General features: G+C 71.5%; 8 protein-coding genes and 3 pseudogenes. 6 read left to right on the top strand and 5 right to left on the bottom strand.

Translation table 11 applies throughout. From position 1 onward, the window contains the following. Window positions 1–141 (top strand): annotated as a pseudogene (locus NOD94_RS39535) (sulfate ABC transporter substrate-binding protein); the annotation flags it as partial. 173 nt (window positions 142–314) lie between these two features. Continuing rightward, entirely contained in the window at window positions 315–515 is a 201-nt protein-coding gene (locus NOD94_RS39530) for an SUMF1/EgtB/PvdO family nonheme iron enzyme (RefSeq protein WP_348652379.1), read from the top strand. A 307-nt stretch (window positions 516–822) separates the two neighbouring features. Here NOD94_RS39530 and NOD94_RS39525 read toward each other — a convergent pair. The 3 genes and pseudogenes from NOD94_RS39525 to NOD94_RS41530 all read right to left on the bottom strand — a co-directional run. Then, a pseudogene (locus NOD94_RS39525) lies at window positions 823–1,082 on the bottom strand (NAD(P)/FAD-dependent oxidoreductase); the annotation flags it as partial. A gap of 32 nt (window positions 1,083–1,114) precedes the next feature. Next, window positions 1,115–1,534 carry an arsenate reductase ArsC gene (locus NOD94_RS39520; RefSeq protein ID WP_281211075.1) on the bottom strand — a complete coding sequence of 140 codons (420 nt, stop codon included), beginning with the start codon at window positions 1,532–1,534 and terminating at the stop codon, window positions 1,115–1,117. A 114-nt stretch (window positions 1,535–1,648) separates the two neighbouring features. Next, window positions 1,649–1,849, bottom strand: a pseudogene (locus tag NOD94_RS41530) (arsenate reductase ArsC); the annotation flags it as partial. A gap of 73 nt (window positions 1,850–1,922) precedes the next feature. Here NOD94_RS41530 and NOD94_RS39515 point away from each other — a divergent pair. The 3 genes from NOD94_RS39515 to NOD94_RS39505 are packed head-to-tail and all read left to right on the top strand — an operon-like array spanning window position 1,923 to window position 4,117. Beyond that, window positions 1,923–2,237: a metalloregulator ArsR/SmtB family transcription factor gene (locus NOD94_RS39515; protein WP_112447650.1), complete on the top strand. Its 315-nt coding sequence runs from the start codon at window positions 1,923–1,925 to the stop codon at window positions 2,235–2,237. Window positions 2,238–2,270: 33 nt separating this feature from the next. Beyond that, complete coding sequence (locus tag NOD94_RS39510) at window positions 2,271–3,062, top strand: MIP/aquaporin family protein (RefSeq protein ID WP_281211073.1); 792 nt, start codon at window positions 2,271–2,273, stop codon at window positions 3,060–3,062. Beyond that, window positions 3,059–4,117, top strand: a complete 1,059-nt coding sequence (locus tag NOD94_RS39505) for an ArsO family NAD(P)H-dependent flavin-containing monooxygenase (RefSeq protein WP_281211072.1) — start codon at window positions 3,059–3,061, stop codon at window positions 4,115–4,117. Before NOD94_RS39510 ends, NOD94_RS39505 begins: the two co-directional genes overlap by 4 nt. Window positions 4,118–4,343: 226 nt before the next feature. Here the strand turns inward: NOD94_RS39505 and NOD94_RS39500 are convergent, their stop codons facing one another. Beyond that, window positions 4,344–4,709, bottom strand: a complete 366-nt coding sequence (locus NOD94_RS39500) for a metalloregulator ArsR/SmtB family transcription factor (protein ID WP_281211071.1) — start codon at window positions 4,707–4,709, stop codon at window positions 4,344–4,346. Between the two features lie 47 nt (window positions 4,710–4,756). Further along, window positions 4,757–5,329, bottom strand: a complete 573-nt coding sequence (locus NOD94_RS39495) for an FAD-dependent oxidoreductase (protein ID WP_281211074.1) — start codon at window positions 5,327–5,329, stop codon at window positions 4,757–4,759. A 106-nt stretch (window positions 5,330–5,435) separates the two neighbouring features. On the opposite strand from NOD94_RS39495, the gene NOD94_RS39490 reads away from it, so the two are divergent. Further along, entirely contained in the window at window positions 5,436–6,791 is a 1,356-nt protein-coding gene (locus NOD94_RS39490) for an NAD(P)-binding domain-containing protein (protein WP_281211070.1), read from the top strand. The last annotated feature ends 99 nt before the right edge of the window (window positions 6,792–6,890 follow it).

Here is a 6,890-nt window from a genome sequence, read left to right as displayed (position 1 = left end):
ACCCAGTCCGAGTGGGCGGTCAAGGCCAAGCTCATCGAGCAGCCCGACCTGGCCGGCATCTACGACCTGACGCTCCTGAACAAGGTCCTCAAGGCCGCCGGCAAGCCCGAGGTCTCCGACGCCGGTCTCGGCGCCAAGTAACTCCGCAGCCCGGCAGACCCGGGAGGTGACGACCATGACTCCCAAAGAGCACGTCACCCTCCTGGGCACCCCGGGGTGTGCGCCGCCGCGGACCGGGCCGCCGGTCGGCTGATCGACCTGCCGGGCGGGCGCTTCACAGCCTGTGAGGACCCCTGCCATGACCCGGCCGACTCATGGGCACCGGCGACCCGGACCCCTTCCCGGCAGACCACGAAGGGCCGGTACGCAAGGTCGGAGTCGACCCCTTCCGCATCACGCCGACGACGGTGGCCAACGCGCGGTTCGCCACCTTCGTCGAAGCCACCGGCCACCCCACCGAGGCCGAACCCCTCGGCAGTGGGACACGGTTCGCCGGTGGAACGAACGGGTCCTGACCACCCTGCCGACGGCCGAGCCCGCCCGCGCGGTCCCACGGTGCCACCCGCGCGCCCGGTGCCTGTGATGGCAGCGGTCGGGGGTAGACGCGTGCCACCGCTTCCCGGCGGTCACCACCGCCGGCTTCAAGCGGGGCCCGATCGCCACGCCGGCGGCCGTCCCGTGCACCCCACCCGAGCAACTGGCGGCCCGGATCGGGCCATTCGCCTGGTCGAGCCCCGGTGCCGCCGCTCACGGCACCACCCGACCGCCCCCGTGCGGGTAGGCGTTCCGTCGCCCCACGGGGGCTTCGCGTCGTCCGGCGCGGTCGCGGTCGCGGAACAAGAACCCGTCACAGGTTGCGTACAAGGAAACGCCCCGCCCTGAGAGCTCTTCCTCGTTGGGCAGGCCCAGCTTGCGGTAGCCGGAGCCGGAGCCGGTCGCGATGATCACGGCCTTCGCGCGGTGGACCGTGCCCTCCGAGTCGTTGACGGTCTTGATGTCGCGCCGGTCAGGTCCACGGAGACGATGTCGTCGTCGATCATCTCGGCACCGAAGCGCTCGGCCTGGGCGCGCATGTTCTCCAGCCGTCGGCGATGTTCGAGTCAGTCACGTCGGTTCAGACCTTCGGCTTGGCGTCGATCTCGGCGACCAGGCCCTCGATGAGGCCCTTGATCTCGTCACGGATGGGTCGTACGGCCTCGACGCCCTGGCCTGCCGGGTCCTCGAGCTGCCAGTCGAGGTAGGTCTTGCCCGGGAAGTAGGGGCAGGCGTCGCCGCAGCCCATGGTGATGATGTAGTCCGACGCCCGGGCGGCCTCCGGGGTGAGGACCTTCGGCTTCTGGTCGGAGATGTCGATGCCCAGCTCGGCCATCGCGGCCACGGCGGACGGGTTGATCCGGTCGCCGGGGACGGAGCCCGCGGAGCGCACCTCGACGCGGTCTCCGGCGAGGTGGCGCAGGAAGCCGGCGGCCATCTGCGATCGGCCGGCGTTGTGGATGCAGACGAACAGCACGGACGCGACAGGAGTGGAGGACATCGTTCTTCCTTGGGGAGATGCCAACTTCGAGGTTGGAACGAGCGGTTGTGTCAAACGTCGAGCTGGGTTGGGGTGGGCGGTGCCCGGCGCTCCCTCGATCTTGGCGAGTGCCTCCCGACGCTCGACCGTCAGGCGTTCGGCGAGCGCGACCAGGTGTGTGTGGACCTGGGCGTCGGCTGCCAGGAGCGCGTAGGAGTCGGCGAGGGGTCGCTGCACGGTCTCCGGGGCGAACCTGCCTTCGCGGCGTGCGGCGAGGCGCGCCAGTCCGGTGGAGAGCCCCTGATCAGGCAGTTCGGGGGGCAGGGGCGAAGACATGAGAACCCTCCACGGGCTCCAAGAGGTCAGCCCGGACTGGTATCAGGACCGGGTGATGTGACAATATCAGTCCATGATGACGTCAGTCGACACTGAACTGATCCGGGTACTGGCCGACCCGCTCAGGCTCCAGATCGTGACCCTCCTCGCCAAGGAGACGCTCTGCACCACCCATCTCGTGGAAGAGACGGGTGCCAAACAGACGAACCTCTCGAACCACCTGAAGGTCCTGCGCGAGGCCGGGGTCGTGGATACGGAGCCATGCGGACGGTACATCTACTACCGCCTGCGCCCGGAAGTCATCGAGGCCATCGCCGGTCAGTTCGCCGACCTCGCTCAGACCGCGCGCGCCACCGCCGAAGCGAACCTCAAGCGGTCCTGCCCATAGCCCGCTTTTGCCTCACCTGCCCGAGGAGAACCGTTGTCCGTCACCGAGCCCGTCGGCGCCGCACCCGCAGCGGGCATAGCCGCCGACGCGCCCCAACCCGCGCCCGGCGCGACCCCGCCCCAGACCCCGTTGATCGCCCGCGCCGCCGCCGAGCTCGTCGGCACCGCGGCGCTCGTGGCGGTGGTGGTCGGCTCCGGCATCCAGGCCACCGAGCTCACCCAGGACGTGGGCCTGCAGTTGCTGGCGAACTCCCTGGCCACCGTCTTCGGCCTCGGCGTACTGATCGCCCTCCTCGGCCCGGTGTCCGGCGCCCACTTCAACCCGGCCGTCACCCTGGCCGAGTGGTGGACCGCCCGTCGCGGCGGCGCGGGCGTCAACGCTCGCGAGTTGGCCGTGTACGTGCCCTCGCAGACCGTCGGCGCGATAGCGGGCGCGATCCTGGCGGACGCGATGTTCGGCGAGCCGCTGGTGAGGTGGTCCACGCACGACCGCTCCGCCGGGAACCTCCTCCTCGGGGAGGTCGTCGCCACGGCCGGCCTGATCCTGCTGATCTTCGGCCTGGCCCGCACCGACCGCCTGCGCTTCGCACCCGTCGCGGTCGCCTCGTACATCGGCGCCGCGTACTGGTTCACCTCCTCCACCTCCTTCGCCAACCCGGCCGTCACCATCGGCCGCGCCTTCACCGACACCTTCGCGGGCATCGCCCCGGCCTCGATCCCGGGCTTCATCGGCGCCCAGCTGGCCGGTGTGATCGTCGGCCTGGCCCTGGTGGCGGTCATCTTCATGCGCGCCGAACACGCGACCGCCGGAGCCTCCGCGGCATGACGCAGAGCACGGACGTGGTGGTGATCGGCGGCGGCCAAGCAGGGCTCGCCGCCGGATACCACCTGCGCCGCCTGGGCATCGAGTTCGTCATCCTCGATTCCCAGGCGTCACCCGGCGGCGCTTGGCAGCACACCTGGGACTCTCTCCACCTGTTCTCCCCGACCGCACACTCCTCGCTGCCCGGTCGACTCATGCCCGTCCAGCCCGGCAAGGTCCATCCGGACGCACAACATGTGGTCTCGTACCTCGCCGACTACGAGAAGCGGTACGAGCTTCCCGTCCAGCGAGGCACGTGGGTCGACAGCGTGCACCGCGACGGGCCCGGCCTGCGGGTCGAGACGGACTCCGAATCCTGGAATGCGCGGGCGGTCATCAGCGCCACCGGCACCTGGACCCGCCCCTTCCTGCCCGCCGTCCCCGGCCGCCGCGACTACGCCGGCCGGCAGCTCCACACCGTGCAGTACCGCAACCCCGCGGACTTCGCCGGACGACGCGTGATCGTCGTGGGCGGCGGAAACTCCGGCGCGCAGATCGCCGCCGACCTCGCCGGCACGGCCGACCTGACCTGGGTCACCCGGCGCCCGCCCCGCTACCTGCCCGACGAGATCGATGGCAGCGCGCTCTTCGACGCCGCGACCGCCCGCCGCCAGGCCCTGGACGCCGGCCGCACTGACACCGGTGGCGTCGCCTCGCTCGGCGACATCGTCGCCGTCCCGCCCGTACGCGCCGCCCGCGACGCCGGTCTCCTCACCGCCACGCCCATGTTCAGCCGCCTCACCGAATACGGCGTCGCCTGGGCCGACGGAACGAGCGCGCGGGCCGACGCGATCATCTGGTGCACCGGCTTCCGCCCGGACCTCGCACACTTCGGCTCGCTCCGACTGCGCGGCACCCGCGGCCACATCGCCGCGATCGGCACCCGCTCCGTGGACGAACCCCGCCTGCACCTCCTCGGCTACGGAGACTGGACCGGCCCCGCCTCCGCCACCCTCATCGGCGTCGGCCGCCCCGCACGCGAAGCCGCCCGCGAGATCGCGGAACTGCTGCGCGCCTGAACGGCAAGTCAAAGAGCCCGTAAGGCCATGTGGTTGTGACTGGCTACAGAGGGGCGCCAGACCGGAGAGCTCAGGCGCCGCTGGCGTTCGACGCGGGAGCGGCCATCGGCGTGCTGGGCGGGATGATCGGGCCGGGCGGCGCGGAGTTCCGCCTGCCACTGCTGATCGGCCTCTTCGGATTCGCGGCACTCTCGCCCGTCACGACTGACCGGCAGTGGGCAGCGACCTACACGCCGGCTGCGCGGGTCAGGAGCTGGGCCATGGCCGCGAGGACCGCCGGTTCGACCCAGTAGTAGACCCAGGTGCCGCGCCGCTCGGAGGAGAGCAGTCCGGCCTCCTTGAGCTTCTTCAGGTGATGGGAGACGGTCGGCTGGGAGACGCCCACGTCGGAGATGTCGCAAACGCAGGCCTCCCCGCCCTCGTGCGAGGCGACTGCGGAGAAGAGCCGCAGGCGTACGGGATCACCCAGGGCCTTGAACATCGTGGCCGTACGCTCCGCCTCGTCCGCGGTCAGCGGGCGCTCGGTGAGCGGCGGGCAGCACGGCGCGACGGCTTCCGGCTCCAGCAGCGGCAACACGTTCACATTCGACATGCGTCTATGTTGACACATGTCGAACTAGTCAGCCAGGGGCGTCTTCGCTACGCAGGCCGGAGGCCAGGCGGCGAGCGACCCGATCCGCGTCGCGCCCTCGCACAACGAGTTCGACGAGAGGCTGCGCTGACACTCCAGCCCCACGAACGCAAGCCGGTCATGCTCAACGGAGAAGCCGTCGCGATGCAGCGGGCGTCCGCGGCCGTCAGCGATGCCGAGGCCTTGAGATACGGCAGGTCGGGGCGATACCCGGTGGCCAACACGATGGCGCCGACCTCCTCCTGCACGCCGTCCGACCACACGACCCGCTTGCCCGCGATGGAAGTGAAGAGCGGGCGACGGCCGGGGCGTCGTCGACGGCGGCTCGGTATCCGCCGGTGTCGAAGACCGGCCGGGTCGGCGGAGTGCGCAGAAGGCGCCCGATGGGGGCGCACCCCGGGCAGGGAACTGAACCGTGCCGGCGAGAAGAGGGTGAGGCTGTCGTAGTACCGCGGCCACGATCCGGCCGACCGGTCGGACGCTTCCAGAACGACCGGCTTCAACCCATGCCCGACCAGGGCGTATGCCGTCGCCAGTCCGGCTTGGCCCGCTCCGACCACGACGACGTCGACATGCTCCATTAACGATCTCCCGATTCGACGAATGTCTATGTTGACGCTCATCGAATCAAGTGTCATGCTGGCTGCGCAAGCCATCGACAGATGTCGAAACACTGAGGAGTCGACCGTGAACGCGCCTGCCAACACCGAGCTGCCCGTCGTTGTCATCGGAGCCGGCCCCATCGGCCTGGCCGCCGCCGCACACCTCGTCGACCAGGGCATCGACCCGCTGGTCCTGGAGGCCGGACCGGTCGTCGGCAGCGCCGTGCGGGACTGGAGCCACGTACGCCTGTTCTCCACCTGGGGCGAGGTCGTCGACCCGGCCGCGGAGAAGCTCTTGGCCCCCACCGGCTGGGTCAGGCCGGACGAGGCCACCTACCCGACCGGCGGCGACTGGGCCGAGCAGTACCTGCGGCCGCTGGCCGCCGTCCTGGGCGAGCGCGTCCGCGTCGGCGCCCGCGTCACCGGCGTCTCCCGCCTCGGCCGCGACCGCGTCGTGGACGCCGACCGCGAGACCCAGCCCTTCACCGTCCACATCACGCACGCCGACGGCAGCGAGGAACGGCTGACCGCCCGCGCCGTCATCGACGCCTCCGGCACCTGGTCGACCCCCGGCCCCATCGGCGGTGACGGCCTGCCCGCCCTCGGCGAGCGCACCGCGGCCGACCGGATCTCGTACCGCGTCCCGGACCTGAAGGACCCGGCCGTCCGCACCCGTTACGCCGGCAAGCGCACCGCCGTCATCGGCTCTGGCGCCTCCGCCTTCACCGCGCTCGCCTACCTCGCGGACCTCGCCAAGGCCGAGGAAGGCACCCACTCCACCTGGATCCTGCGGCGCGGTATCAGCGGCTCCACCTTCGGGGGCGGCGAAGCAGACCAGCTGCCCGCCCGCGGCGCTCTCGGTCTGGCGGCCAAGGCCGCGGTCGACAACGGGTACGCCGACGCCGTCACCGGCTTCCGCACCACCGCCGTGGAGAAGTCCGGCGACCGGCTCGTCCTCGTCGCCGAGGACGGCCGCCGCCTGGCCCCGGTCGACGAGGTCATCGTCCTCACCGGCTTCCGCCCCGACCTCACCTTCCTCGACGAGCTCCGCCTCGGCCTGGACGAGCGCCTCCAGGCCCCGACCGAGCTGGCCCCGCTGATCGACCCCAACCAGCACTCCTGCGGCACCGTCTACCCGCACGGAGTCAACGAGCTCTCCCACCCGGAGAAGGACGTCTACCTCGTCGGCATGAAGTCCTACGGCCGCGCCCCTACCTTCCTCGCCATGACCGGCTACGAGCAGGTCCGCTCCATCGCCGCCCACCTTGCCGGTGACCACGAGGCCGCCGGTCGCGTCGAGCTCACCCTTCCCGAGACCGGCGTCTGCGGTGGCGCGGGCCTCTTCGACGAGCCCGAGGCAGCCGAGGCGACCGGTGGTGGCTGCTGCGCCGCGCCCTCCACCCTTACCATCGGCGCCCCGGCCGCTTCCGGCGGCTGCTGACCAGCGAAGTGACGAACCTTCACCGCGGCGGGGGGGGGGGGGGGGGGGGGGGGGGGGGGGGGGGGGGGGGGGGGGGGGGGGGGGGGGGGGGGGGGGGGG

This window comes from Streptomyces sp. Isolate_45 (assembly GCF_024721315.2).
Taxonomy (GTDB): domain Bacteria; phylum Actinomycetota; class Actinomycetes; order Streptomycetales; family Streptomycetaceae; genus Streptomyces.
Note: the sequence above shows the minus strand (reverse complement) of the source record. Positions and strands in the feature narration are given on the sequence as shown.